Annotated in this window: 19 protein-coding genes; 6 read left to right on the top strand and 13 right to left on the bottom strand. The window is 72.0% G+C overall.

Features of this window, described 5'->3' with window-relative positions; genetic code table 11:
• Positions 1-71: 71 nt before the first annotated feature.
• The 3 genes from B4N89_RS16110 to B4N89_RS16100 form a co-directional block, all read right to left on the bottom strand.
• Complete coding sequence (locus tag B4N89_RS16110) at positions 72-2,426, bottom strand: sodium-translocating pyrophosphatase (protein ID WP_078976518.1); 2,355 nt, start codon at positions 2,424-2,426, stop codon at positions 72-74.
• A 283-nt stretch (positions 2,427-2,709) separates the two neighbouring features.
• Positions 2,710-3,177 (bottom strand): ATP-binding protein, encoded by a 468-nt coding sequence (locus B4N89_RS16105; protein WP_078976517.1) that lies wholly within the window; start codon positions 3,175-3,177, stop codon positions 2,710-2,712.
• A 79-nt stretch (positions 3,178-3,256) separates the two neighbouring features.
• Positions 3,257-3,598 carry an STAS domain-containing protein gene (locus B4N89_RS16100; protein ID WP_078976516.1) on the bottom strand — a complete coding sequence of 114 codons (342 nt, stop codon included), beginning with the start codon at positions 3,596-3,598 and terminating at the stop codon, positions 3,257-3,259.
• 126 nt (positions 3,599-3,724) lie between these two features.
• Here B4N89_RS16100 and B4N89_RS16095 point away from each other — a divergent pair, with 126 nt between their 5' ends.
• Positions 3,725-6,082: a DEAD/DEAH box helicase gene (locus tag B4N89_RS16095; protein WP_078976515.1), complete on the top strand. Its 2,358-nt coding sequence runs from the start codon at positions 3,725-3,727 to the stop codon at positions 6,080-6,082.
• A gap of 1,833 nt (positions 6,083-7,915) precedes the next feature.
• Here the strand turns inward: B4N89_RS16095 and B4N89_RS16090 are convergent.
• The 7 genes from B4N89_RS16090 to ssd form a co-directional block, all read right to left on the bottom strand.
• The gene (locus B4N89_RS16090) at positions 7,916-8,473 is read right to left on the bottom strand and encodes an Rv3654c family TadE-like protein (RefSeq protein ID WP_268812512.1); all 558 of its coding nucleotides are present in this window, start codon (positions 8,471-8,473) and stop codon (positions 7,916-7,918) included.
• Complete coding sequence (locus tag B4N89_RS53010; RefSeq protein WP_201260850.1) at positions 8,470-8,805, bottom strand: TadE family type IV pilus minor pilin; 336 nt, start codon at positions 8,803-8,805, stop codon at positions 8,470-8,472. Before B4N89_RS53010 ends, B4N89_RS16090 begins: the two co-directional genes overlap by 4 nt.
• An 82-nt stretch (positions 8,806-8,887) precedes the next feature.
• The gene (locus tag B4N89_RS16080) at positions 8,888-9,079 is read right to left on the bottom strand and encodes a DUF4244 domain-containing protein (protein WP_321170693.1); all 192 of its coding nucleotides are present in this window, start codon (positions 9,077-9,079) and stop codon (positions 8,888-8,890) included.
• Positions 9,080-9,161: 82 nt separating this feature from the next.
• Positions 9,162-9,875 (bottom strand): type II secretion system F family protein, encoded by a 714-nt coding sequence (locus tag B4N89_RS16075; protein ID WP_078976512.1) that lies wholly within the window; start codon positions 9,873-9,875, stop codon positions 9,162-9,164.
• The gene (locus B4N89_RS49810; RefSeq protein WP_161500734.1) at positions 9,872-10,414 is read right to left on the bottom strand and encodes a type II secretion system F family protein; all 543 of its coding nucleotides are present in this window, start codon (positions 10,412-10,414) and stop codon (positions 9,872-9,874) included. The genes B4N89_RS16075 and B4N89_RS49810 overlap by 4 nt, the downstream gene beginning before the upstream one ends.
• Before the next feature lie 990 nt (positions 10,415-11,404).
• Positions 11,405-12,775: a TadA family conjugal transfer-associated ATPase gene (locus B4N89_RS16065; RefSeq protein WP_235618642.1), complete on the bottom strand. Its 1,371-nt coding sequence runs from the start codon at positions 12,773-12,775 to the stop codon at positions 11,405-11,407.
• Positions 12,772-13,863, bottom strand: a complete 1,092-nt coding sequence (gene ssd / locus B4N89_RS16060; RefSeq protein WP_235618641.1) for a septum site-determining protein Ssd — start codon at positions 13,861-13,863, stop codon at positions 12,772-12,774. The genes B4N89_RS16065 and ssd overlap by 4 nt, the downstream gene beginning before the upstream one ends.
• A 651-nt stretch (positions 13,864-14,514) precedes the next feature.
• On the opposite strand from ssd, the gene B4N89_RS16055 reads away from it, so the two are divergent.
• Entirely contained in the window at positions 14,515-15,321 is an 807-nt protein-coding gene (locus B4N89_RS16055; RefSeq protein ID WP_078976509.1) for an HAD family hydrolase, read from the top strand.
• 477 nt (positions 15,322-15,798) lie between these two features.
• Here B4N89_RS16055 and B4N89_RS16050 read toward each other — a convergent pair whose 3' ends face one another.
• A complete protein-coding gene (locus B4N89_RS16050; RefSeq protein WP_078976508.1) occupies positions 15,799-16,605 on the bottom strand; it encodes an oxidoreductase in 807 nt (268 codons plus the stop codon).
• 202 nt (positions 16,606-16,807) lie between these two features.
• Between B4N89_RS16050 and B4N89_RS16045 the strand changes: the two genes are divergently transcribed.
• Positions 16,808-17,788 carry an ATP-binding protein gene (locus tag B4N89_RS16045; RefSeq protein WP_078976507.1) on the top strand — a complete coding sequence of 327 codons (981 nt, stop codon included), beginning with the start codon at positions 16,808-16,810 and terminating at the stop codon, positions 17,786-17,788.
• Positions 17,789-17,977: 189 nt separating this feature from the next.
• On the opposite strand, the gene acs is transcribed toward B4N89_RS16045, so the two are convergent.
• Together acs and B4N89_RS16035 are read right to left on the bottom strand one after the other, a co-directional pair.
• Entirely contained in the window at positions 17,978-19,963 is a 1,986-nt protein-coding gene (gene acs / locus B4N89_RS16040) for an acetate--CoA ligase (protein ID WP_078976506.1), read from the bottom strand.
• 146 nt (positions 19,964-20,109) lie between these two features.
• On the bottom strand, positions 20,110-22,458 hold the full coding sequence (locus B4N89_RS16035) for a SulP family inorganic anion transporter (RefSeq protein ID WP_078976505.1): 2,349 nt from the start codon (positions 22,456-22,458) through the stop codon (positions 20,110-20,112).
• Positions 22,459-22,708: 250 nt separating this feature from the next.
• Between B4N89_RS16035 and B4N89_RS16030 the strand changes: the two genes are divergently transcribed.
• From B4N89_RS16030 to nhaA, 3 genes are all read left to right on the top strand, one after another.
• On the top strand, positions 22,709-23,734 hold the full coding sequence (locus tag B4N89_RS16030; RefSeq protein WP_101897097.1) for a sulfite exporter TauE/SafE family protein: 1,026 nt from the start codon (positions 22,709-22,711) through the stop codon (positions 23,732-23,734).
• A gap of 207 nt (positions 23,735-23,941) precedes the next feature.
• On the top strand, positions 23,942-25,276 hold the full coding sequence (locus B4N89_RS16025) for a hypothetical protein (protein WP_235618640.1): 1,335 nt from the start codon (positions 23,942-23,944) through the stop codon (positions 25,274-25,276).
• Between the two features lie 287 nt (positions 25,277-25,563).
• Positions 25,564-26,880: a Na+/H+ antiporter NhaA gene (gene nhaA, locus B4N89_RS16020; protein WP_078976503.1), complete on the top strand. Its 1,317-nt coding sequence runs from the start codon at positions 25,564-25,566 to the stop codon at positions 26,878-26,880.
• Positions 26,881-26,945: the final 65 nt, after the last annotated feature.

Genomic DNA, 26,945 nt, shown 5'->3' with positions numbered 1-26,945 from the left:
GGCCCGGACGCGGCACGGGCGCGGTCCCGGTTTCTCCGGTTCCGCGCCCGTACGTACCTCGGATCGAAGGATCAGGCCGCCGCCTTGGTCGGCTGCTCCTCGCGGTCCGCGTCGCCGTCGCCGACGACCACCGACTTGCGTTTGCTGTACCAGACCGCGCCCACGATCACCACGACCGAGAAGGCCGCCGCGAGGGCCCGCAGGGCGCCGTTCTCGTCCGCGCCGATGCTCAGTTTGACCACCGCCGGCGCGATCAGCAGCGACACCAGGTTCATCACCTTGAGCAGCGGGTTGATCGCCGGGCCGGCGGTGTCCTTGAACGGGTCGCCGACCGTGTCGCCGATGATGGTGGCCTCGTGCGCGGCCGAGCCCTTGCCGCCGTAGCTGCCGTCCTCGACCATCTTCTTGGCGTTGTCCCAGGCCCCGCCGGAGTTGGCCAGGAAGACCGCCATCAGGGTGCCGGTACCGATCGCCCCGGCGAGGAACGCGGCCAGCGGGCCGATGCCCAGGGTGAAGCCGACCGCGATCGGGGCCATCACCGCGAGCAGTCCGGGCGTGGCCAACTCGCGCAGCGAGTCGCGGGTGCAGATGTCCACCACCCGGCCGTACTCGGGCGACTCGCTGCCGTCCATGATCCCGGGTCGGGTGCGGAACTGGTTGCGCACCTCGAAGACCACCGCGCCCGCCGCGCGGGAGACCGCGTTGATCGCCAGGCCGCTGAACAGGAACACCACGGCCGCGCCCAGGATCAGCCCGACCAGGTTGTTCGGCTGGGTGATGTCGGTGGCGAACGAGAGCGAGGTGAGCTTGGACGCCGCGTCCAGGCCGCCCGCCTCGTCCACGGCCGTGCGCACCGCGTCCCGGTAGGACCCGTACAGCGCGGTCGCCGCGAGCACGGCGGTCGCGATGGCGATGCCCTTGGTGATCGCCTTGGTGGTGTTGCCGACGGCGTCGAGTTCGGTGAGCACCTGCGCGCCCTCGCCCTCGACGTCGCCGGACATCTCCGCGATGCCCTGCGCGTTGTCGGAGACCGGCCCGAAGGTGTCCATGGCCACGATCACCCCGACCGTGGTCAACAGACCGGTGCCCGCCAGCGCCACCGCGAACAGCGCGAGCATGACGATGCCGGCGCCGAGCAGATACGCGCCGAGCACCGCGACCGAGATCAGCACCGCCGCGTACACCGCCGACTCCAGACCGAGCGCGATGCCGGAGAGGATCACCGTGGCCGGACCGGTCAGCGAGGTCTTGGTGACGTCGCGCACCGGTCGCCTGCTGGTCTCGGTGAAGTAGCCGGTCAACTGCTGGATGACCGCGGCGAGCACGATCCCGATCAGCACCGCCACCAGCGCGAACACGCGCGGGTCGGCGTCGTGCGCGAGGATCTCCTGGTCGGTCAGCCCGTCCAGGTCCGAGAACTTGCTCGGCAGGTACAGGAACGCGGCGCCCGCGACCAGGATCAGCGAGATGACCGCCGAGACGAAGAAGCCCCGGTTGATCGCGCTCATCCCGCTGCGGTCGCCCGCACGGGGGGCGACCGTGTAGATGCCCACCACGGCGGTCAGCACCCCGATCGCCGGCACGATCAGCGGGAAGACCAGGCCCGCGTCACCGAACGCCGCCTTGCCCAGGATCAGCGCGGCGACCAGGGTGACCGCGTACGACTCGAACAGGTCGGCGGCCATGCCCGCGCAGTCGCCCACGTTGTCCCCGACGTTGTCGGCGATCGTCGCGGCGTTGCGCGGGTCGTCCTCGGGGATGCCCTGCTCGACCTTGCCGACCAGGTCGGCGCCGACGTCGGCGGCCTTGGTGAAGATGCCGCCGCCGACGCGCATGAACATCGCCAGCAGCGCCGCGCCGAAGCCGAAGCCCTCCAGCACCTTGGGCGCGTTCTCGCGGTACAGGATGACCACGAGCGCGGCGCCGAACAGGCCCAGGCCGACGGTGAACATGCCGGCGACCCCGCCGGTGCGGAAGGCGATCCGCATCGCGGTGTCCCGGCTGCCGGCGCCGGCTCGGGCGGCCGCGGCCACGCGCACGTTGCTGCGCACCGCGAGCCACATGCCGACGTACCCGGTGACGGCCGAGAAGACCGCGCCCACCAGGAAGAACAGCGAGCGGCCGATGCGCTGGTTCCAGTCGTCGGCCGGCAACAGCATGAGCAGGAAGAAGACACCCGCCGCGAACACGGCGAGCGTGCGGAACTGCCGGGTGAGGTAGGCCGCCGCGCCTTCCTGGATCGCGACGGCGATCCGGCGCATGGAATCGGTGCCCTCGTCGGCGCCGAGCACTTGACGCACGAGTCCGGCGGCGACGCCCAGGGCACCGAGGGCGATCACCGCGACGATCACGACATAGGTGAGATTGCCGCCGGACACGGACACGTCCGAGGCGAGTTGGAGTTCGGAGGGGTGGATCCCGGACATTCGTCCTCCTTGGCTAGGAGCACTTTCAGATCGGGACTTCTCAATGCGAAAGGAGTGTATGCAAATGATCAAGATCAGACCATGGGAATCGCCATGATCGGATCAAATTACCGATGAAATCCGGGCGCGATTCCCAAAATCGGCGTATCGATCCGGAATCAGGTTTTACGACCCGGAAATCGGGATACACGGGAACGCCGAAAATCGCCCCCGGGTGTCCCGGAGGCGATGCGGTGGAGCGGGGTGACGTGGTGGAGCGGGGCGGGGCCGGACGGGCCCCGGGTCAGCCCACGGTCTCGGCGGACTTGGCGCCGGAGGGCCACGACATGCGGATCACGCCGCCCTCGGCGCCGGCCCGCACGTCGAGATCGTCGACGAGGCCGAGAATCACGGCCAGACCCATCTCGTTCTCGATCAGGTCGAGGCCGGAGCCGTTCGCGGACAGGTCGGGCACCAGCCCGGCCCCCTCCGCGAGGCCCGCCTCGGTCAACGCCGGCTGCGGCACGCCGTCGTTGACCTCGATACTGAAGCGGCCGTCGCCGTCGTCCAGGGTGACCGTGACCGGGCGGTCGTCGTCCGCCCGGCTCCGGTGCATCCCGACGGCGCGGGAACACGCCTCGCCGACGGCGAGGCGCACCTCGTCGAGCACCGTCTCAGCAACCCCCGCTCGCCGCGCCACGGCGGCGGCGACGAGCCGCGCCGTGCGGACGTGTTCGGGCAGCGCGCTGAAGCGCAGCTCGACGATGGCCATGGTTCGTTCCCCCAGCCGTGCGTGCACCCGCCCGGATTCGCGCGGGTGCGATGTGCGTCCGGTCAGGACGTACGGTCGGTCAGTCGGACGCCTCGATGGCCGTGGCCACCGACGGATGAATCGGGAAGACCTTGGTCAGGCCGGTGATGCGGAAGATCTTCAGGATGCGCTCCTGAGTGCACACCAACTGCAGCGACCCTTCGTGGGCACGCACCCGCTTCAGGCCGCCCACCAGCACGCCGAGCCCGGTCGAGTCCAGGAAGTCGACTGCTTCCATGTCGACGATCAGGTGGAACTGGCCTTCGTTGACGAGTTCCACCAGTTGCTCGCGCAGCTTGGGTGCGGTGTATACATCGATCTCGCCGCCCACCTCGACGATCGTACGACCGCCCTCGGTTCGGGTCGACAGGGACAAGTCCACGGATCCTCCAGCACCTTGCTCTTGAGCGGTCGCCCCCCATGGATCGGCAGCCGCCAAGGCATTCAACCACTTATGGGCACTAGGGGACGATGAATCCCGCGACATTGGATGTAACACTGGTGCCCGATGCAGCCCAGTACACGCCCCCCGGAAGGTCTTCTCGGCCGCCTTGTGGCGGGTCGGGATCGACCCGAACGAGTGACGCACGTCCGGCACATACCCGCTCGCGAAGGCGTCACCTCGGCCTGGCCCGATTGGGTTCGGCCGGAGGTGGGCGACGCGTTTCGCGGCGCGGGTATCGTACTGCCGTGGGAACATCAGGCCCGCGCCGCCTCTGTTGCGGCATCCGGCCGCTCGGTCGTGATCGCCACCGGCACCGCCTCGGGCAAGTCCCTCGCCTATCTGTTGCCGGTTCTCACGACCCTGGTCGAGGGCGCGGGCGCGCCCAGCGGGCGCGGTGCGACCGCACTCTACCTCTCTCCGACCAAGGCGCTGGCCTCGGATCAGGCGCGCGCCGTCGAGGAGTTGCGCGCCGCGAATCCCGCGCTCGGGTGTGTCCGCACCGCCACGTACGACGGTGACACCCCGGTGGAGGTCCGCCAATGGGTTCGCGCGCACGCGTCGTACGTCCTGACGAATCCCGACATGGTGCACCGCGCGCTGTTGCCCGGGCACCGCTCGTGGGGTTCCTTTCTGCGCACGCTGCGCTACGTGGTGATCGACGAATGCCACACATATCGCGGGGTTTTCGGCTCGCATGTGGCCCAGTTGATCCGTCGGTTGCGTCGGGTGTGTCGCCGGTACGGATCGGAGCCGGTATTCATCCTGGCGTCGGCCACGGTGTCCGATCCGGCCGTCGCGGCGGAGCGGTTGATCGGCGCGCCGGTGGTCGCGGTGACCGAGGACGGCTCGCCGCACGGCGAACTGGTGTTCGCCCTGTGGGAGCCGCCGCTGACCGGCCACGAGGGTGAACACGGGGCGCCCGTACGGCGTACCGCGACCGCCGAGACCGCCGATCTGCTCACCGACCTGGTGCTCGACGGGGTGCGCACGGTGGCGTTCGTGCGCTCGCGGCGCGGCGCGGAGGTGGTGCGGGTGATCGCCCGGGACCGCCTGGCCCGGGTGGACGAGGGGTTGGCCGACCGGGTGGCCACCTATCGCGCGGGCTACCTGCCCCAGGAGCGGCGGGCGATCGAGCGGGCGCTGCACGACGGCAGCCTGCTGGGGGTGGCCGCGACCACCGCGCTCGAGTTGGGGGTGGACATCTCCGGCTTGGACGCGGTGCTGATCGCGGGCTACCCCGGCACCCGGGCCTCGCTGTGGCAGCAGGCCGGGCGCGCGGGACGGGCCGGGCGGGAGGCGCTGGCCGTGCTGGTGGCGCGGGACGATCCGCTGGACACGTTCCTGGTGCACCATCCCGAGGCGCTGTTCGATCGGCCGGTCGAGGCGACGGTGCTCGATCCGGACAACCCGTACGTGCTGGCCCCGCACCTGTGCGCGGCCGCGGCCGAGTTCGCGCTGACCGACGAGGACCTGGAGCTGTTCGGGCCGGTGGCCGCCGAGTTGTTGCCGGGTCTGGAACGGCGCGGGCTGCTGCGCAGGCGGTCCACCGGCTGGTACTGGACCAGCCGGGAGCGGGCCACCGACCTGACCGACATCCGCGGCGCGGGCGGGCCGGCGGTGCGGGTGGTGGAGCAGGACACCGGCCGCATCCTGGGCACGGTCGACGCGCCCGCCGCGCACTCGGCGGTGCACCCGGGGGCGGTACACCTGCACCAGGGTGACACCTACCTGGTCCGCGAGCTCGACCTCGGCGAGGGGGTGGCGCTGGTGCGGCCCGCGAATCCGGACTGGACCACCAGTGCGCGCGAGGTCACCGAGATCCGGATCCTGGAGACGGTGCGCAGCCGGGAGTGGGGCGCGGCCCGCCTGCACTTCGGCTCGGTCGAGGTGACCGGCCGGGTGGTCTCCTTCCAGCGCAAGCGGATCGTCACCGGGGAGGTGCTGGGCGAGCACAAGCTGGACCTGCCCGAACGCTGCCTGCGCACGCGGGCCGTGTGGTGGACGGTGACGCCCGAGCAGGTCGCCGAGGCGGGCATCGACCCGACCGACCTGCCCGGCGCCGCACACGCCGCCGAGCACGCCTCGATCGGCCTGCTGCCGCTGTTCGCCACCTGCGACCGCTGGGACATCGGCGGGGTGTCCACGTCGCTGCACCCGGACACCCGGCTGCCGACCGTCTTCGTCTACGACGGCCACCCGGGCGGCGCCGGCTTCGCGGAACGCGCCTACGTCACCGCCGACACCTGGCTGACCGCGACGAGGGAGGCCATCGCCTCCTGCGAATGCGACCACGGCTGCCCGAGCTGCATCCAGTCCCCGAAATGCGGCAACGGCAACCAGCCTTTGAACAAGCCGGCAGCGATCGCCCTGCTGGACGCGCTGCTGGGGGAGGCCCGGGGCACGGGCGGAGGGAGTGGCTGAGCGGGGCGGAGCGGGGCGGGGCGGGGGTGAGCGGGGCCCGGCCGGGGTGGGGCGGGCGGGAGCCGGCCGGGGCCGGTCGAGCGGTGAACCGACCCGGGGGTGGCCAACCCCGAGCGAGCCATAGGGGTGGCCCGGCGAAGCACATCGGATGGGACGAGCGCGGTGGGCGGGGGTGGTCAGAGGTGGTCCGATGGCACCGGGATCGCGACTCGGACGCAGCGACGGGGCGGGGGTGGGGAGCCGAACAGGGCATGGGGTGTTGGGTTGTGAGCCGGATAGGACACGGGACTTTGGGTTGTGGGCCGGATAGGACACGGGACTCCGGTCGCGATCCGATCGCGGCATGGGACCCCGGTCGCGACCCGAACACGGCTCGGGGTCTTGGTCGCGACCTGACACGGCACAGGCCCGGGTCGCGACCTGACACGGCACGGGACCCCCGTCGCCACCCGAACACGGCACGGGACCCCGGTCGCGACCCGACACAGCACTGGCCTGGGCGCGACCCGAACGCGACACGAGACCCCCGTCGCCACCCGAACGCGGCACGGGACTCCGGGTCGCGACCCGACACGGCACAGGCCCTGGTCGCGACCCGAACACGACACGGGACCCCGGTCGCAACGCGACACGGCACGGGACCCCCGTCGCCACCCGAACGCGACACGGGACTCCGGGTCGCGACCCGACACGGCACAGGCCCCGGTCGCGACCCGAACACGACACGAGACCCCGGACGCGACCCGAACACGGCACGGGACCCGGTCGCGACCCGACACGGCACGGGACCCGGTCGCGACCCGAACACGGCACGAGACTCCGGGTCGCGACTTGACACGGCACGGGCCTCGGGTCGCGACCTGACACGGCATGGGACCCCCGTCGCAACCCGAACGCGACACGGGACCCCGGTCGCGACCCGACACGGCACAGGCCCCGGTCGCGACCCGAACACGACACGAGACCCCGGACACGACCCGACACGGCACGGGACCCGGTCGCGACCTGACACGGCATGGGACCCCCGTCGCAACCCGAACGCGACACGGGACCCCGGTCGCGACCCGACACGGCACAGGCCCCGGTCGCGACCCGAACACGACACGAGACCCCGGACACGACCCGACACGGCACGGAACTCCGGATCGCGACTTGACACGGCACGGGCCTCGGTCGCGATCCGACACGGCACGAGACCCTGGTCGCAACCCGGCACGGCACGAGACCTCGGTGGCAACCCGAACGCGGCATAAGGCCCGGGTCGCGACCCGACACGGCACGAGACCCGGTCGCAACCCGAACGCGGCACGAGACCTCGATCGCAACCTGAACACGGCACGGGGCCTCGGTCGCAACCCGGCACGGCACGGGGCCCGGGTCGCGACCCGAACACGGCACGGGGCCCGGGTCGCGACCCGAACACGACACGAGACCCGGGTCGCGACCCGAACACGACACGAGACCCGGGTCGTGTTCCGCAGCGTTGCTTCTTGTTGGGCGCTTCGCGCCGGCTCGCGAGGGACCACTTTTCTGCTCCCCCGCTTCGCTCCTCCGCAGAAAAGCGGCCCCTCGCTCGGGGCCGGCTGTCCCTCCGCTTCGCTCCGGGCCATCCGGCCCAAAACTGGCGGCTCCGCCGCTCTCCGCGCTGCGCGCGTCGATCGCGTGGGTGGCCCGAGTCGTGGGCGCTGACGCGCCCAGTGGGGGGCCGACCTGGGCGGGTGAAGTCGGGAGTTGGCCGTCTGCCTCGGCCGCGTGGCGGACGGGTGCCATGTGCGCAGCGCCACACCGTCGGGCCGCGTGGCGGACACGCGTCGCCGCCTGCGGCGTGGGACTTCATCCCGGCTGCGAAGCAGACGCGCATCGCACCCGGCCACGGGGCGGGTCGGCGCACCCCTCCCGCGACCCGTGCCGCGGCCGGGACGGGGTCGGTCGGCGTGGTTGGTGGTTGTTTTTTGGGCGGTTCGGCGCCGTTCGGTTCGGCTGGGGCTCGTGCGGGGACGCCGGGTGTCGAGTGGGTGGGCTGGTTGGGGTGGGCTGCGGTGGTTCGGCGGCCGGGCCGGCTCGGGCGGTGGCGTGGGCTGTGCCGATTCGGGTGGGGGCCGATACTCGGACCTCGGCGAAGCCGTTGGTGAGGCGGCAGCTTGTCAGACTCGTTTGCTGGGCTCGGGCCACTCGGCGGGCCCAGGCGCAGGCCTCGTCGGGGCCGGAGCCGCCGGCGGATCGAGCTGCGGCGGCCAGTGCGGCCAGGTCGGCGGCGGCACCGGCGCGGTGTCGGGCCGCGACCGCTCCGGCGAAGACGAAGACGAACGCCGCCGCGCACATCGGGACCAGCGCGAACGCAAGCACCCACAACGTGGCCGAGCCCTCCTGTCCCGACCGGCCTGCCCTCACGGCGGCGCCTCCGCCTCGACGGCCGCCACCGCCGTATGTTCCACGTGGAACGTGATCCCGGCCCAGGCCGCACCCGGCACGCCGACCTCGGCGGTGACCCGGAAGCGCACCAGGCCGTCCCCACCGGACACCCCCGTCCGCGCACCGGTCGGCCCGGCGGCCGTGGCCCGCGCCACCGCGACCTCGGTCGGCTCGCCCCGCGCCAGCGCACGCGCCCCCGCCTGGGCCGCGTCCACGCAGCGGATCTGCGCGGTGGCGGCCCCGATCCCGGCCGTCAGCACGGCGGTCACCACCACCAGGACCGGCAACACCACGGCGGTCTCCGCGGTCACGAATCCGTCCGCCCCGCGAAGCACCCGCATCGCCGCGCGGCCGGCATCCGCACGCGCACCCGTTCCCGCCTCGTCGCGAGCCTCAGAACGAGACATCGAGCGCCTTGGTGATCACCTTGGCGAGCGCTGCAGCGACTCCCGGACTCGTCACGATTTTGAACAACACCGCGCCGAACGCCACTGCGGCGACCGTGCCGACCGCGTATTCCGCGGTGGTCATCCCGGTGTCGACACGCAGCCACGACCACACTCGACGTGCGCTCGGAATCAACATGCGCATGAGTCTCCCCCTCATCGATACGGAACTGCATGAAACCTGCATTAATGTGGGTTTTTCGGTTGAAGCCCTCGCCGACTCACCTCGACCGCAGCAGCGACGTGCTCAGGCCGATCACGATCGGGACCACCCCGACCAGCAGGAACGCGGGCAGGAAGCACAATCCGAGCGGGATCGTGGCGCGCACCCCCACCCGGCGGGCGGCCGAAGTCGCCGCCCGGCGCTGCTCGGCCCGTTGCTCGTCGGCCATCCCGGCGACCAGGACCGCCGCGGGCACACCCCCGGTCGCCGCCCGGGCCAACACCCGCCCCAGCGGCGCGAGTACGGGGTCGTCCGTCAGCCCGAGCCAGCACCGCCCGGGGTCGCCACCGAGCCGCAACGAGGCCACGATCGGCCGCAGTCGGCCCGCCAGCGGCCCGCCGACCGCGTGCGCGACCGCATCGGCCGCGTCCGCCGGTGTGCTGCCCGCCACCAGGCACGCCGCGAACAGGTCGGCCGCGGGCGGCAGATCGGCCCGCAGCCGATCCCGCAGGGCCCGTCCGGACCGCGACTCCAGGCCCGTCAGCCGCCGGTTCAGGACGACCGCCACCACGAGCCCGGCCGCACCCCCGAGCCAGCCTCCGAGCAGCGCGAACACCGCAACCCCGCCGAGCCCCGCCGCGGCCCGCCGACCAAGCGCCGGATCCCGCCCCCGCGCCGACGGCCGGCGGAGCTCCGGGCCCCGCCCCCGCACCGCGCCGGCCGCGCCGCCCGCCGCCGCGACGACCGCCACCAGCACCGCCGTCGCGCTCATCCCGGCACCGGACCGGCTCGAGCCACCAGGCGATCGGTCCACTCCAGACCGACCACCACGAGCGATAGCCCCGCGCACAGGCACCCGATCCCGACCGGCGTGCGCAACAACACCTCCACCGGCCGAGCCCCCAGGGCGCTGCCCAGGAACAGACCGAACACCGGCAGCGCGGCCAGGACCTGCGCGGTCGAGCGGACCCCGGCGAGTTCGGCGATCACCTCCTCGTGGGCGTCCTCCTCGGCCCGCAGACCCGCCGCGATCCGTTCCAGGGCCGGTGCGAACCCGGCGCCTCGCCCGGTCGCGATCCGCCAGCAGGCGGCGATCCGACGCAGCCCGGCCGCCCCGGGCGCGGCCGCCGCACGATCCAGCGCGTCCGGCACGTCGCCACCCACTCGGGCGGTCCCGATCGCCTCGCCCACCACGGCCAGGATCGGCCCATCCACCGCATGCGCCGCGGCGGCCAACGCCTGTGCCGGTGTGCGCCCGGCGCGCGACTCCCCCGCCAGCGCCGCACACAGCCGCACCACGCCACAACGCACCGCCCCGGCATCCCGCTCACCTCGGGCACGATCCCGCCGCCGTCGCACCACCCAGGCTCCCGGCAAAGCCACCAGCACAGGCACCGCGGACCCCAGCGCCAGAGCCACCAAGCCCCCCACGGCCAACACCGCAACAACCGACCGACGCCGCCCAACCACCCCCACCCAAGCCCCCCACCCACGCCGGAGCTCGCCCGAAACCCCCAACACCCCAGCCACCCGCCCAGGCCCCACCCGATCCATGGACCACCACACCACCCCACCAACCCCAAACGCCCCCATTACCACGTAAATCACCCACCCACCTCCACCCAACCGCCACCAAAAACACCCCCACCACCATCCGGCCCCGCACGGCTCCCACACCCCCGACACCACCCACAACCAAGCCGCCCCACCGCCCCAACCACCCCAGCGACCCCCACCCACCCAGGCGCCCGAGAACGCCCCCCGCAGGCACCCAAAAACCACCGCCCGAACCGGCCAACACGACCTCATCCACCCGTCCGGCGCATCAGGACAACCACCGCACCCCCCGGTGGACGCAACCCACCCCAGCCCGTCCGGCGCTTGAGGACGCCCGCCGCAGGCCCCCGAGAACCGCCACCCGAACCGGCGAACACAACCCCATCCAGCCCGTCCGGCGCTTGAGGACGCCCACCGCAGGCCCCCGGAAACCGCCACCCGAACCGGTGGACGCAACCCACCCAGCCCGTCCGGCGCTTGAGGACAACCACCGCAGGCGCCCGCGAACCGCCGCCCAAACGGGCGAACACCAGCCCGTCCGGCGCTTGAGGACGCCCACCGCAGGCCCCGGGAACCGCCACCCGAACCGGCGAACACAACCCCATCCAGCCCGTCCGGCGCTTGAGGACGCCCGCCGCAGACCCCCGAAAACCGCCACCCGAACCGGTGAACGCAACCCACCCAGCCCGTCCGGCGCTTGAGGACGCCCCAGTCGGGCCGACCCGCCGGCCTTCGAGGTCGTTGTCATCCGCGCCACCACCCCGCGAGCAGCGCGGCCAACCTGCCGTGGCCCGGGCCCGGGCGGCAGCCGCCGGCGCGTTCGAAGCTCACCGCCGGCACCGGTCGTACCCAGCCCGCCGTGTCCCGTTCCAGGACATGGACCTCGGCCGCTCGCCGCAACCCGTCGCGCTCGCGCACCACATGCACGACCAGATCGAGCGCGGCCGCCACCTGGCTGTGCACCGCGTCCCGGCCGAGACCGGCCAGCGCCCCCAACGCCTCCAACCGCGCAGGCACATCGGCCGCCGAGTTCGCGTGCACCGTGCCGCAGCCGCCCTCGTGCCCGGTGTTCAGGGCCGCGAGCAGCTCCACCACCTCGGCACCCCGCACCTCGCCGACCACGAGCCGGTCCGGCCGCATCCGCAGGGCCTGGCGAACCAGGTCGCGCAGGGTGACCTCGCCCGCGCCCTCGACGTTGGCCGGCCGCGACTCCAGCCGCACCACATGCGGGTGACGCGGCGTCAGCTCGGCCGAGTCCTCGGCGAGCAGCAGCCGTTCGGCCGGATGCGCACAACCCAGCAACGCCCCCAGCAGCGTGGTCTTGCCCGACCCGGTACCGCCCGAGACCAGGAACGCGGCCCGCGCCGAGACCACCGCACACAGCAGTTCGGCGGCAGCCGGCGACAACGAGCCGGCCCGCACCAGATCGGCCACCCCCAGCGAGGTACGCCGAGGAACCCGCAACGACAGGCACGTACCGCGCACCGCGACCGGCCGCAACACCGCGTGCAGCCGCACACCGTCGGCGAGCGTGGCGTCCACGTACGGCGAGGCGTCGTCCAACCGCCGCCCGACCCCGCTCGCCAACCGCTGGGCCAACCGCCGCACCGCCGCGTCGTCGGCGAAGGTCACCGGCGTGCGCTGCGGGCCCGCGCCCCGATCGATCCACACCTCGTCGGGCGCGTTGACCAGCACGTCGGTCACCTCGGGGTCGCGCAGCAGCACGTCCAACGGTCCGGCCCCGGCGATCTCCGACCGCAGCGCCCGGACCAGGTCCGGCAGCGCCGCCTCACCGAGCACCCGCCCCTCGGCCCGCAACGCCGCGGCCACCGCCGCGGGCGTCGGCTCGTGCCCACCGGCGGCCAACCGCGCCCGCACCGCCTCGACCAACTCCGGATCCGGCGGCGGAGCGATCACCGGGCCGGCTTCCGCGACCGGCACCGCGACCGGTCGCGGCTGCGGCGCGGAGAAGACCCCGGTGCCCCCGACCGGCGGCGCCGGCACCGGCCACGGCGGCGGCTGCGGCACCCGCCCCGACCGCACGCCCCTCGGCGGCAGCGGCGGCGCGCCCGGCGGCGGGAACGGCGGCATCGGCGGCATCTCGCGCGCGCTCACGCCGCCTCCCGCGCCACGCCGGCCGGATTGCCCGCGAGGTAGTCGCGGCAGAACCGGGCCAGCGGCCCCCGCGTGCGCAGCCCCGGCGGATCACCCCGCTCGGTGGCCGCCGCCAACCCCGCCTCGGGCCGCAACTCCCCCGCGAGCGGCAGCCCCAGTCCCCGCGCGACCGCTTCGGAGGTCAGCCCCGACGAACTCGGCTGCCGCACCACCGCCCGCAGGTCGCGCACCATCGACCCCACCCGGCCGGCAACCTGCGCCGCCGCGGCCAGCGCCCGCACCTCGGCCGGCACCACCAACAGCCCCGTGTCGCACAGCCGCAGCGCCTCCGCCGTCGCCGGATCGGCATGCCGGGGCACGTCGAGCACCACCACGTCGTGCCGTCTGCGCACCGCCCGCACCACCGAGCGCACCGTCTCCGGCGGGATCGCGGGCGGCCGGTCCCGATCCCAGGACAACACGGTCAACCCGTGCAGGTGCGGCAGCGCATCGGAGAGCGCACCCCCGTCGATCCGCCCGCGCGCACTCGCCAGATCGGACCAGCGCAGCCCACTCTCGTCCTCGCCGCCGAGCAGCACGTCGAGGCCGCCGCCCAGCGGGTCCACGTCCACCAGCGCGGTGGCCAGCCCGGTCCGCACCGCCGCCACCCCGAGCGCACAGGCCAGCGTGCTGGCCCCGCTGCCGCCGCACCCGCCGAGCACCGCGATGGTGTGCGCGTCGGGCCCGGTGCCCTCGGCGACATCGCCGAGCCGATCGACGATCCAGTGCTCCGCGTCGGGCAGGAACACCACATGGTCCGCGCCCACGTCCACCGCCCGCCGCCACACGTCGCCGTCGTCCAGGTCGTCGCCGATCAGCACCACGTCCTCACGGCGCGGCAGCCCGCACCGGGCCAACCCCGGCGTCACGTCGTCGCCGACGATCACCAACGGCGCCCCCGGCCAGGCGGCCCGCGCCGCACCCGCGTCCGGTTGCACCTCCGGCTCGATCCCGGCCACCGCGCACAGCCGCAGCAGTTCGTCGAGCAGGGCCGGATCGCCGGTCACCAGGAGCGGACGAGCCGGCCGAGGTGGAGAAAGGGCTGCCACGGAACCTCCAGGGGTCGGGGAGGTCCGGCCGAACCGGCCCTCCCGGGAACTGACCCCAACCGTCGCGGCGATCGCGCGCTCCGCCGAGCGGGTGGTTCCCACCTGTGGACAAGCCCGCGACTGTGGATCACGGATTCACTCGCGTGAGGTACACCCGAGCCCTTCCGACCCCACCCCGACCTCGACCCCGACCCGAGGGCCCACCCCCACGGGCCCTCGCGCCCACCCACCCCACGGCATGGCCCCGGCGCCGTCGCCCACCCGCGACCCCGAAATCCGCCCCGATTCCCCGCGACAACGCGCAACGCCGGCAACCGCCAGCAACCGCCGACAACCGCCGACAACCGCCGACAACCGCCGACAATCACGAGGGAACCGACCCGCATCGGGGATTACCACCCCGGCGACTACGCCCGAACAAAACCCGCGTCCACTCGCATCGGGACGCAAAAAAGCCCCCCGGACAAGCGACGACCCCCGCCGGGGGGGAGAGCGGGGGTCGTCTCCGCGGCCGACTCGGGGGGGGAGGAGTCGGACCGGGTTAGCACGGTCGCGAACGATCCGTGACTTCCAGGATGTACCCGAGGGGGTTCTCTAGCAAACCCACGACGCGGAGTTTACGCCGAATGGCTGCCCTTATCCTCGTGAACTGTGGAAACCCAGGCGCCGAAGCGGACAGCAGCCTTCTTCGACCTCGACAAGACCATCATCGCCAGGTCCAGTGCGCTGGCGTTCAGCAGATCCTTCTACCACGGCGGACTCATCAATCGCCGCTCCGTCCTCAAGAGCGCCTACGCCCAGTTCGTCTTCCTCGTCGGCGGCGCGGATCACGACCAGATGGAGCGTATGCGCGAATACCTGTCCGCGCTGTGCCGCGGCTGGGACGTGCAGCAGGTGCGCGAGATCGTCGCGGAGACCCTGCACGACATGATCGACCCGATCATCTACGACGAGGCCGCGTCGCTGATCGAGGAACACCACGCGGCCGGCCGCGACGTGGTCATCGTCAGCTCGTCCGGGGCCGAAGTGGTCGAGCCCATCGGCGACATGCTCGGCGCGGACCGCGTGGTGGCCACCCGGATGGTGGTCGAGGACGGCCGCTACTCCGGCGAGATCGACTTCTACGCGTACGGGCCCAACAAGGCCGCGGCGGTCAAGGAGTTGGCCCGCACCGAGGGCTACGACCTCACCTCCTGCTACGCGTACAGCGACTCGGTCACCGACCTGCCGATGCTCCTGGAGGTCGGCCACCCGTACGCGGTCAACCCGGACCGCGGCCTGCGTCGCGAGGCGACCGCCCGCGGGTGGCCCGTACTGGTCTTCAGCCGCCCCGTGGCGCTGCGCCAGCGGGTGCCCAGCCTCTCGGTGCCCTCGCGCCCCGTGCTCGCCGCGACCGCGATCGGCGCGGGCGCCACCGCGGCCGGCTTCGTCTGGTACCTCGCCAGGAAGCGCCGCTGACCACGCGGCAAGGCCGCGGTGACGCCGGACGATCGCCGACAGCGGAGCAAATCCGACAAAGGCCGAAAGTAAAGATCTTGGGTCAGGGGTTCCCCTCCTCTCGGCAACCCACTAGAAAAGGGACCAACGGCCCGTACGGCCCCCGCTCACCCGGGTGGCCGGGACGGATCGAGCACGACCGCCGGGAACCCACGTGCGACCGACCCTCGTAGGGGCCGAACGCGTCGGACGACCTGCATGTTCTTCCCCCCGTGGATGCGCATGCAGGGGCCGATCGTCATAACGGGTACGCGCCTGATACCCCGGCGGAAGTGACACAGCGGCGGCGTCCTCGCGGGCGCCGCCGTCTCGTACGTCCGGACCCGAGACAGTCCGAAACAACCCGAAACAACCCGCCGCAACGAACCGCACCGAGCCGGGCCGGGCCGGGCCCATCCGAGACGCCCCCGCCCCGAGCCGACCCCGCTCCGCCGGGCGTCAGATCCCGCGCATCACCGCTTCGCACACCGCGACGCTCTCGCGCGCGCCCAACGTCATCGCCTCCGCGCAATGCCGGATCCAGGTCGCCACGCCCTCGGCGGTACCGCTCTCGTACGCCCGCAGCGCCTCGGCGTAGGCATCCACGCCCAGTTCCAGGTGGCCGACCTCCGGCACCGCCGCGCCCTTCGGGTCCAGGCCCCGGGTGATCAGCACGATCCGCTGCGCGGCGCGGGCGATCAACCCGTTGCCCCAGCCGAACGGGGCCAGGCTCAGGATCTCCCCGTGGGTGACCGCGGCGACCACGACGGCGGGCGCGGCGGACGGCGCGAGCAGCAGTCGGGACAGCCCGTCGAGCCGGGCCGCCACCTCGTCCGCCGGAAGTTGCCCGGCCGACGACTCGTCGTCCCGACGCGGCCGGCCCAGCACCTCGGCGGGCACCGCGTCGGCCGCGGCGACCACGTGCAGCCGGGCCAGCACCTGGAGCGGACTGTGCCCCCAGGTGCCGAGGAGCGTGCCGATCTCGGCGGACAGCCGCAACGCGCCCGCGACCACCGCACCGCCGTCGTCGAGCGAGGACGAGTAGTCGGTTCGCCGGCGAATCTCCTCCAGCGACCAGTCGACGCCCTCCAGGGCGGCACTGGCCCGCGCGCCCCGAAGCGCGGATTCGGCACTGATGTCCATGCTGCGGCGGCGCATCGTGCGGTGGCCGAGCAGCCGGTCCACCGCCGTGCGGGTGTCCTCGACGGACTCCGGCACGCCGGGCAGGAGCGCGAGGGCGGCGAGGGGATCGGTTGCGGTGCTCACCCGAGCGACCCTACGCCGGGCCGGGAATTCCCCGTGACGCGGGCCCGCGCCGAGCCCGACCGCGCCCGCGCGTGGTGACGCCCTCCCGGCCGACACTCTCCCGGCCGACACTGCGACTACTTTCCGACTTGACGTGATCACGGTCCGCAACGGATGATCCTATCGAAAACGATTGTCAAACTCATATATCAAGGGAGAGGCCGTGAAAATCGCCTTCGTCGGCAAGGGCGGCAGCGGCAAGACCACGCTCTCGTCGTTGTTCATCCGGCATCTGGTGGCCGCCGGCCGTCCGGTGGTCGCCGTGGACGCGGACATCAACCAGCACCTCGGCGCCGCGCTCGGCCTCGACGAGCAGGCCGCGGCGGCGATGCCCGCGATGGGCGCCCGCCTGCCCACGATCAAGGACTGGTTGCGCGGCGACAACCCGCGGATCGGCTCGACCGAGCAGATGGTCAAGACCACCCCGCCGGGCCGGGGTTCGCGGCTGATCCGACTCACCGAGGACAACCCGATCCACGCGGCGTGCGCGCGCGAGGTGCCCGGCCTGCCCGGACTGCGGCTGATGGCGACCGGGCCGTTCGCCGAGTCCGATCTCGGTGTCGCGTGCTACCACTCGAAGGTCGGCGCGGTGGAGTTGTACCTCAACCACCTCGTCGACGGCGCGGGCGAGTATCTGGTGGTCGACATGACCGCCGGCTCCGACTCGTTCGCCTCCGGGCTGTTCACCCGGTTCGACCTGACCTTCCTGGTCGCCGAGCCGACCCGCAAGGGTGTGGGCGTCTACCGGCAATACCGCGACTACGCCCGCGACTGGGGCGTCTCGCTCGCGGTGGTCGGCAACAAGGTCCAGGGCCCCGACGACGTCGAGTTCCTGCGCGAGCACGTCGGCGACGACCTGCTCACCTGGACCGTGCAGTCCGACTACGTACGGGCCCTGGAGAAGGGCCACTCCCCCGACTTCGACAGCCTGGAACCGGTCAACCGGGCCGCGCTGGACGAGTTGGTGGACGCCGCCGACGCCGGTTTCGAGCGCCGCGACTGGGGGCGATACACCGCGCAGATGGTCGAGTTCCACCTGCGGAACGCCCGCGGCTGGGCCAACGCGAAGACCGGCGTCGACCTGGCCGAGCAGGTCGACTCGACGTTCGTCCTCGGTCCGCAGGCAATCTCCACACCGGTCTGAGACACCGGTCCGAGACACCGACCCGGGGCCTCCTGCCCGAAGCACCGGTTCGAAACGCCTCGCAGAAGCGCCGGTTCGACACGCCCCGTCCGAAGCGCGACCCCGAGCCCGGCTCCGAAGCCCCGATCCCCACGACGCGGGGCGGCCCGCCCACCAGAGACGGACCGCCCCGCATCCACTCCGTACCGCTCAGTCCTCCGTCGGGGCCGACGGCAGCTGCGACGAGATCAGGTCCATCACCGACGAGTCGGTCAGCGTGGTGACGTCGCCGAGCGTGCGGTTCTCCGCCACGTCGCGCAGCAGTCGGCGCATGATCTTGCCGGAGCGGGTCTTGGGCAGCTCCGCCACCGGCAGGATCCGCTTCGGCTTGGCGATCGGGCCGAGCACCTTGCCGACGTGCTCGCGCAGTTCGGCGACCAGTTCGGCCGACTCCGAGGCGCTGCCGCGCAGGATCACGAACGCCACGATCGCCTGCCCGGTGGTCGCGTCGGTCGCGCCGACCACCGCCGACTCGGCGACCTTGGGGTGCGACACCAGGGCCGACTCGACCTCGGTGGTGGAGATGTTGTGGCCCGACACGAGCATCACGTCGTCGACCCGGCCGAGCAGCCAGATGTCGCCGTCGTCGTCCTTCTTCGCACCGTCGCCGGCGAAGTACAGGTCCTCGAAGCGCGACCAGTAGGTGTCCTTGAACCGCTGGTCGTCACCCCAGATGGTGCGCAGCATCGACGGCCACGGCTGGTCCAGGACGAGGTAGCCGCCGCCGCCGTTGCCGACCTCGGTCGCGGTGTCGTCGACGACCTTGGCCGAGATGCCCGGCAGCGCGCGCTGCGCGGAGCCCGGCTTGGTGGAGGTGACGCCCGGCAGCGGGCTGATCATGATCGCGCCGGTCTCGGTCTGCCACCAGGTGTCCACGATCGGGGTCTTCCCGGCACCGATGTGCTCGCGGTACCAGATCCACGCCTCGGGGTTGATCGGCTCGCCGACACTGCCCAGGATGCGCAGCGAGGACAGGTCGAACTTGGCGGGGATGTCGTCGCCCCACTTCATGCAGGTGCGGATCGCGGTGGGCGCGGTGTACAGGATCGTGACCCCGTACTTCGCCACGATCTCCCACCAGCGGCCCTGGTGCGGGGTGTCGGGCGTGCCCTCGTACATGACCTGGGTGGCGCCGTTGGAGAGCGGGCCGTAGGTGATGTAGGAGTGTCCGGTGACCCAGCCGATGTCGGCGGTGCACCAGTACACGTCGGTCTCGGGCTTGAGGTCGAAGACCGCGTGGTGGGTGTAGCTCGCCTGGGTCAGATAGCCGCCGGAGGTGTGCAGGATGCCCTTGGGCTTACCGGTGGTTCCCGACGTGTACAGGATGAACAGCGGGTGCTCGGCGTCGAACGGCTGCGGCTCGTGCTCCTCCGACTGCGCGTCGACCAGGTCGTGCCACCAGATGTCGCGGCCCTCGGTCCACGCGACGTCGCCGCCGGTGCGCCGCACGACCAGCACGTTGCGCACGTCCGGACAGGACGTCAGCGCCTCGTCGATGGCGGGCTTGAGCGCCGACGGCTTGCCGCGCCGGTAGCCGCCGTCGGCGGTGATCACGATCCGCGCGTCGTTGTCGGTGACACGTGAGGAGACCGCGTCCGCGGAGAAGCCGCCGAAGACCACCGAGTGCGGGGCGCCGATGCGCGCGCACGCCAGCATCGAGATCACCGCCTCCGGGATCATCGGCAGGTAGATCGCCACCCGGTCGCCCGCCTCGACGCCCAGCGAGGTCAGCGCGTTGGCCGCCTTGGAGACCTCGCGCTTGAGGTCGGCGTAGGTGAGCGTGCGGGTGTCGCCCGGCTCGCCCTCGAAATGGATCGCGACCCGGTCGCCGTGACCCGCCTCGACGTGCCGGTCGACGCAGTTGTAGGCCACGTTCAGCTTGCCGTCGGCGAACCACTTCGCGAACGGGGGCGTCGACCAGTCCAGCGTCTCCTGCGGCTCGACCGCCCAGTCGAGCCGCCGGGCCTGCTCGGCCCAGAAGCCGAGCCGATCGGCCTCCGCCCGGTCGTACGCGTCGGCCTTGACGTTGGCGTCGGCCGCGAGCGCGGGCGGAGGTGCGAAGCGGCGCTCCTCGCGCAGCAGGTTCGACAGTGCCTCGCCGGCCTTGTCTCCCGTGTTCCGGTCTGCGTTGCTCACGCGTACTCCTCCGTGCGGCTGCGGTCTCTTCTCTGCCGTAGCTCATCAGGGACCGGCCCGAGCCGGCAAGAGGAGCACGGAGATTGGTTTAGACCACTTCGAGACACAGGACGCATCGTGGCCGACCGGGCGAGGGTACGGGCCGGCTATCCGGGGTTGAGGGCCGGAAAAGTGTGATCTTCGGCGCCCGTCGGGACGACCTCCGGGAGCGCCCCGGACTCGGCCCGTTCCGCGTCCACCGGACCGAAGTCGCCACGCACCGCGTCGTAGAGGTGCATCTGCGCGGACGCGAGGTCGAAGTAGAGCCCGAACAACCGCAGTCGGCCCGCCGCCACCGCCTGCGCGACCACCGTGTGGTCGAGCAGGTTGTCCAGTTGCTGGACCACGTTGGTCAGGCACAACCGCTCCACCGGCGGCACGGTACGACCGGTCACGGTCGGCGCGGACTCGGCGGTGAAGCGGGCCAGCGACGCGTCGCCGTGCCGCAGCCAGCGATCCAGGTGCGGCGTGGCACCGGACCCCGATCCGGGGTCCGGCACCGTGCCGACCTTGTCGAGCAGCGCCTTCATCGCCCCGCAGCCGGAGTGCCCGCACACGGTGATGCTGCGCACTCCGAGCACCGACACCGCGTATTCGATCGCCGCGCCCACCGACGCGTCGCCCGTGCCCGGGTCGACCCGGGAGGTGTCGCCGCGCGGCACCAGATTGCCGACGTTGCGCACGGTGAACAGGTCGCCGGGACCGCTCGCGGTGATCAGGTTCGGCACGATCCGCGAGTCGGCGCAGGTGATGAACAGTTGCGCCGGCTTCTGCCCCTCCAGCGCGAGTCGTTCCAGGAACGGTTGGACCAGGGGCGCGGTGCGCTGCCGGAACTCGCGGGCGCCGGCCACCAGGGCCTGGGACGCGGTGCCGTCCTCGCGCGGACACGCGCGCTGCCAGTGCCACCACGGCGCGAACCAGCGCGGCGACGGGGTCAGTCGGGAGCGCCGAGGCCCCGGGGCGCCGCCGGCGGCCCGCTCGTAACAACCGTCGTGGATCTCCTCGATGTCCACCCGGCCGCCGCGCGCGAGGTAGCCGGCACGCCACGAGTGCACGGCCTCGAACGCGGCCTGGTCGAGGTAGTCCACCGTCATGTCCACCACCACGTGCTCCCCGGGCGGCAACTTGGCGAGCACGCGCGACAGTCGCGGCACCGACAGGAAGGTGAGCGAGCCGTGCACCTCCACGTGCAGCACCCCGTCGCCGGGGTGGACCCGCACGGTGCTGCGGCTGAGCCGGTACAGCGCGGTGCACACCGCGACCACCACGCCGAGCAGCACACCCTGGAGCACCCCGGCCAGGACCACGCCCGCGATCGTCGCGGCGTAGGCCGGGAATTCGCGGTGGCGGTGTACATGCCGGATGTGCGCGAGGCTGACCATCTGGAGGCCGACCGCCATCACCAGGGCGGCCAGCACGGCGAGCGGAATGCGCTCGACGAGCGTGCCGAGCAGGACCACGAACACCATCACCCACACACCGTGCAGGATCGTCGCGGCCCGAGTTACCGCGCCGGCCCGCACGTTGGTCACCGAGCGGATCGCCACGCCGGTGACGGGGTAGCCGCCGATCGCGCCGGAGACCACGTTGCCCACACCCTGGCCGATCAGTTCACGATCGAGTCGGGCGCGCGGCCCGTCGTGCAGCCGGTCGACCGCCGCGGCCGAGAGCAGCGACTCCATCCCGGAGACCAGCGCCACGCTGACCACGCCGACCGCGATCGCGCCCCACGCGCCCGACGGGGGCAGCACCGGGGTGGTGAACACGACCGAGGACAGGTCCACCCGCGCCACGTCCAGGTGCAGCACGCTCGCGCACGCGGTGGCCAGGGAGACCGCGACCAGCGGCGCCGGCACTCGGCGCAACGCCGCGCCGCGGCCGGGGAGTCGGCCGAGCAGCGGCCAACCGAGCAGCAGGGCCACGGTGATCATCCCGACGGCGACCGCGGGGGTGTGCAGGCCCGCGACCTGACGGGGCAGTTCGCGCAGGTTCTCCCAGGCCGAGTGTTGCGGCGCGCCGCCCAGGACCACGTGCAGTTGGGCCAGCGCGATCACCACGCCGATGCCGGCCACGACACCGTGCACGACGGCCGGCGACAGGGCCAGGGTGGCCCGGGCCACCCTGGCCACGCCGAGCAGGATCTGCAGCAGGCCGGCGCCGACGGTGACCAGGCAGGTCACCCGCCAGCCGTGGTTTTGTACGAGACCGGCCACGATCACCGTCAGGCCCGCGGTGGGGCCGCTCACCTGGAGCGGCGCGCCGCCGAGCAGGCCGACCACGATGCCGCCGACCACGGCCGAGATGATGCCGGCGCCGAGCGGGGCGCCGGCCGCGAGCGCGATGCCGAGGGAGAGCGGAACGGCGACCAGGAAAACCACCAGCGAGGCACCGAGATCGGCCCGCGCGGACGCGGCCCTGGAAACCGGCGCGGGCGTGGCGACAGGGGCAACGGGCATGTCCGTGTCCTCCGGGGTCAGTCATGTCATGGCGGGCATGGCTGCCGCAGGGGTGGCGGCGCGCGGGTCGAAAGCAGAGTGTCCGGGCCGGATAGGCCGACTTGACTCTGAGTATTTATCTCGTCACGGTAAGGCTATCCTTTTCGGAACGTAAAATGTGCACCCATATGGGTGAAACAGATGTTTCACACCGCGCACCTTCCACACTGTGTGTGATGGCCCGTAATCTCCCCGGAGTGGGGGTGGTGCCGTGCAGGTGCTCACGCTGTTCGCGACCGGGCTCGGTGCGGGGTTCGCCGCGGGCGGCGCGTCCTGTGCGGCGGTCCAGGGCGGCCTTCTGGTCGGCGCGGTTCGCCCGTGTGGGCCGACCTCGGTCATCGGGCCCACCGATTGCGCCGACCGCACCGGAGCCGCCGACTGCGCCGCGCCTCCCTCGCGCCGCCCGCTCCCCCGCGCGCTGGCCGCCTTCCTGGGCGCGAAGCTCCTCGCCCACGCCGTTCTGGGCGCACTGCTCGGCCTGCTCGGCGGCGCGATCCAACCGGCGCCGAGCACCCGGGCGGTCCTGATGCTCCTGGCCGCCGCGCTGATGGCGCTGTTCGGATCGGCCATGCTCGGCGTGCCCGGCGTGGCCCGGTTGTTGCCGCGGGGTTCGACCCGCGGCGCCGGGCGCGGGCCGCTGCTCCTGGGCGCGGCCACCGTGTTCGTCCCGTGCGGGGTGACGCTGGGCGCCGAACTGGTCGCCGTCACCTCGCAGAACGCGCTCGGCGGCGCCGCCGTGCTGACCGGATTCGTACTCGGCACCATCCCGCTGTTCACCGTCCTGGGGCTGCTCGTGGGCGCGTCGGGTCGGGTGCTGCGCGGGCGACTGACCGCCGCCCTGGGCGTGTTGGTGCTCGTGGTGGCCGCGTGGACGGTCGGCTCCGGACTGCGCCTGGCCGGCTGGTGGACTCCTACGGCCCGCGGCGCGGTCGACCACGCGGCGGCGAGCACCGGGCCCGACGGTGTGCAGCGCGTCACCGTCCGAGTGGCGAACGAGGGTTACCACCCGGCCCGTGCGCTGGCCCGGGCCGGCGTACCCACCGTCCTGGTGTTGCGCACCGACCACACCACCGGCTGCACCCGGGGCTTCGTCCTGCCCGCGCGCGATCGGCAGCAGGTCCTGCCGGTGACCGGCGAGACCACGATCGACCTGGGCGTACCGCACCCCGGGACGATCGACTGGACCTGTGCGATGGGCATGTACGGCGGGCGGATCGAGTTCCGCGCCGACCCGTGACCGGAGGGTGACGCCGGATCGCTTCCGGGGCCCGACGCCCCGTACGGTGATGTGTCCGCGCTCACGCGCTCCGGACGATCCGATGGATCCCGGCCCGGGTACGCGGGGAAGCGGACCGGGGACGCACGCAACCGGGTGACCTCGGCGTGCGTATGTATCGATAGGGAATACAGCCCGGTCCGGCATGTCCATGGGAAGAGGTGAACTGTGCGAACTGTCCGCGGCGCTGCGGTGCTCGTCGTTGTCGCAGTCCTGGCCGCTATCGGTTTCGTGGTTTTCGCAAAGGACGGGAAAGATTCCGGCAACTCCTCTGCAAAGAACCCTGGCAGCGGAAATCCGAGCGATCCGGGTAAGGAATCGGACAAACCGAGGGGTCCGGTCAAACCGATCGGTGACGGCTCGACCGCCGACACCGGTCCCCAGCCGAACCAGCCCAAGGTGGAGAAGCTCAAGCCGGGGGAGAAACCGCCGCAGTTCGTCGTGTTCTCGTGGGATGGCGCGGCCGAGGACGGCAACAAGCTGGTTTCGCAATTCCTGAAGCTGTCCGAGGCGAACAAGGCCCAGATGACGTACTTCCTGAGCGGTATCTACACGCTCCCGAAGGCGAAGAAGGCCATGTACACCGGCCCGAAGCACACCGCGGGCCAGTCGGACATCAACTTCATGTCCGACGAAACCGTGCGCAACACGATCATCCAGATGCGCGAGGTCTGGCTCAAGGGCAACGAGGTCGGTACGCACTTCAACGGCCACTTCTGCAACAGCGCCACGAGCGGCAAGAGTTGGAGCCCGGCCGACTGGAAGAACGAAACCGAGCAGGCGGTGAAATTCGTCCAGAACTGGAAGACCAACACCGGCTACGCCGACCTTCCGCCGCTGCCGTTCGACTACGCACCGGGGAAGGAGCTCATCGGTGGCCGCGCGCCGTGCCTGGAGGGCCAGACGAACCTGATGCGGGCGGGCAAGGAGATGGGATTCCGCTACGACGCGAGTTCGGCCGGCGGTCTTCAGGTGTGGCCCAAGCGCGGCAAGGAGACGGGAATCTGGGACTTCCCGCTGCAGTCGCTGCCGTGGCCGGGTGACCCGAACAAGTCGCAGCTCTCCATGGACTACAACATCATGTACGAGCAGGAGCAGCGGCACGGTAAATACGACCCGTCCAAGAAGGACGCGTGGGAGAAAGAGGCCCACGAGTTCTACATGAACGGATTCCAGCGCGCCTATACCACCAACCGCGCTCCACTGTTCATCGGGAATCACTTCGAGGACTGGAGCGGCGGCATCTACATGAACGCCGTCCGGGACACGGTGACCTCGGTCTGCACCAAGGCCGACGTACGCTGCGTGACGTTCCGTCAGTTGACCGACTGGCTCGAGGGGCAGGACCCCGCGGTGATCACCAAGCTCCAGGGGCTGGGCGTGGGCCAGGCTCCGGCGGACTGGAACTCGATCATCACCGCCGCGCAGGGCCCGAACAAGCCCGCCGCGAACCGGGCGCTGTCCGTCGAGGAGAACGCGCTGCCGACGCGCCGACAGGACTGACCGACCGGCGACACGCTGCTTCACGAGGGCCCCGTACCGAGCGCAACCTCGGTACGGGGCCCTCGTGTTGCCGCCCGCGGCGGGCCATGATGCGCGCCGCGTCCCGCATCGACTCGGCAGGATCGAAAATCTTGTCGATACACTGACGGGGACCGGGTGCGGTTCGCACCGCTCCCGCGTCGTGGGTCTTCCCCGTCGGGAGACATGCCGGGAAGTCTGGTCGGCGCTGTTTTGTCGTTTTCGCAGGGCGGTATACGCCCGCGAGCCGCAGCCGACCTGGAGGTCCCGTGGGTGCCGAGTCCGCACCACGCAACAAGTTCTTTCGGCGTCCGTCCACCCTGGCCGAGCGGAACTTCATCGCCGACGCGCTGCGCACCGAAACGGTCGGCGGCGCGCTGTTGCTGATCGCGGCGGTGGTCGCGGTGGTCTGGGCGAACACCGGGTGGAGCGACGCCTACCAGGACCTGCGCGACTTCCGGTTCGGCCCCTCGGCGCTGCACCTCGACCTGTCGCTGAGCACCTGGGCCGCCGACGGGCTGCTCGCCGTCTTCTTCTTCGTGGCCGGCATCGAACTCAAGCGCGAGTTGGTGGTGGGCGACCTGCGCAATCCGGCCCAGGCGATCCTGCCGGTGGTCGCCGCCGGATGCGGGATGCTCACCCCCGCGCTGTTCTATTTCGCGGTGAACACCGGCGGCGGCTCGCCGGACGGCTGGGCCATCCCCACCGCGACCGACATCGCGTTCGCGCTCGCCGTACTCGCGGTGATCGGCACCAACCTGCCGTCCGCGCTGCGCTCGTTCCTGCTCACCCTGGCCGTGGTGGACGACCTGGGCGCGATCCTGATCATCGCGATCTTCTTCACCGATTCGGTGAACTTCCTCGCCCTGGCCGGAGCATTCGCGCTGCTCGTGGTCTTCTGGCTGCTTCAGCGCCGGCGGGTGCGCGGCTGGTGGTTCTACGTACCGCTCGCGCTGGTGATCTGGGCGCTGATGCACGAGAGCGGGGTGCACGCGACGGTCGCCGGTGTGGCGATGGGCCTGCTGATGCGGGTGGTCCCGGACCGGGACGAGCGCACCTCGCCCGCCGAGCACGTCGAACACCTGGTCAGGCCGGTCTCCGCCGGCTTGGCGGTGCCGATCTTCGCGCTGCTGTCCGCGGGTGTCGCGGTCTCCGGCCCGGTGCTCGGCGACGTGTTCACCCACCGGCCCACGCTCGGCGTCCTGCTCGGCCTGATGGCGGGCAAGGTGGTCGGCATCTTCGTCGGCACCTGGCTGGTCGCCCGGTTCACCCGGGCCCAACTCAGCGACGACCTGGCCTGGCCCGACGTGTTCGGCATGTCCATGCTGGCCGGCATCGGCTTCACCGTGTCGCTGCTGATCAGCGAACTCGCGTTCACCGACGACCCGGTGCTCACCGAACAGGCGAAGGCCGCGGTCCTGATCGGCTCGGTGCTCTCCGCCGCGGCGGCCACGGTCGTCCTGCGGATACGCAACAACACCTACGCCCGGCTGTGTGCCGAGGAGAACCGCGACGACGACGGCGACGGTATCCCCGACGTGTATCAAGGCGACGCCGATCGGCTGCGCCGGGACAAGCTCGCGTAGTCCGGATTGCTTCGTTTCCCATCCGAAACACTCGTACGACGTGCCCCGGTGGATACGTATCGCCG

The organism is Embleya scabrispora (genome assembly GCF_002024165.1).
GTDB lineage: Bacteria > Actinomycetota > Actinomycetes > Streptomycetales > Streptomycetaceae > Embleya > Embleya scabrispora_A.
Note: the sequence above shows the minus strand (reverse complement) of the source record. Positions and strands in the feature narration are given on the sequence as shown.